Origin of the sequence: Oceanobacter antarcticus, assembly GCF_044962685.1 — a bacterium.
Lineage (GTDB): Bacteria > Pseudomonadota > Gammaproteobacteria > Pseudomonadales > Oceanobacteraceae > Oceanobacter > Oceanobacter antarcticus.
In genome coordinates, this window is the sequence record NZ_JBBKTX010000094.1 from 1 (window position 1) to 295 (window position 295).

The window sequence follows — 295 nt, forward strand, 5'->3', positions numbered from 1 at the left end:
CAGGCTGTAATACACCTGCGCCGGTGGTTGATCCTGATACTCAGTGCTACTCAACACCGCTTTTGCCTGAGTACGCTCTTCGACACTCAGGGCTCGTGGCTGTTGGGTATCCTTGCGCTTTTGTCGGTGTGGGCTCACCGGGCCCGCAAAAATGATAACGGGCGCGTATGGCACAAAGGTATTACGACCAATATCCAGCACGTGACAAGCAAGGCGTTCAGAAATACCGGAGGGTAATGGTGCCTGCAGCAACTGATTCATGACGCGTCCTCGTCGAGCATGTCCAGTAGATCCA

Annotated in this window: 1 protein-coding gene; it reads right to left on the reverse strand. The window is 54.2% G+C overall.

Annotated features, from left to right (window positions below; all coding sequences use genetic code 11):
* Nucleotides 1–261 (reverse strand): hypothetical protein (locus tag WG929_RS21070; protein ID WP_416207632.1); only part of this gene is annotated, 261 nt, incomplete at its 3' end.
* Nucleotides 262–295 lie beyond the last annotated feature (34 nt).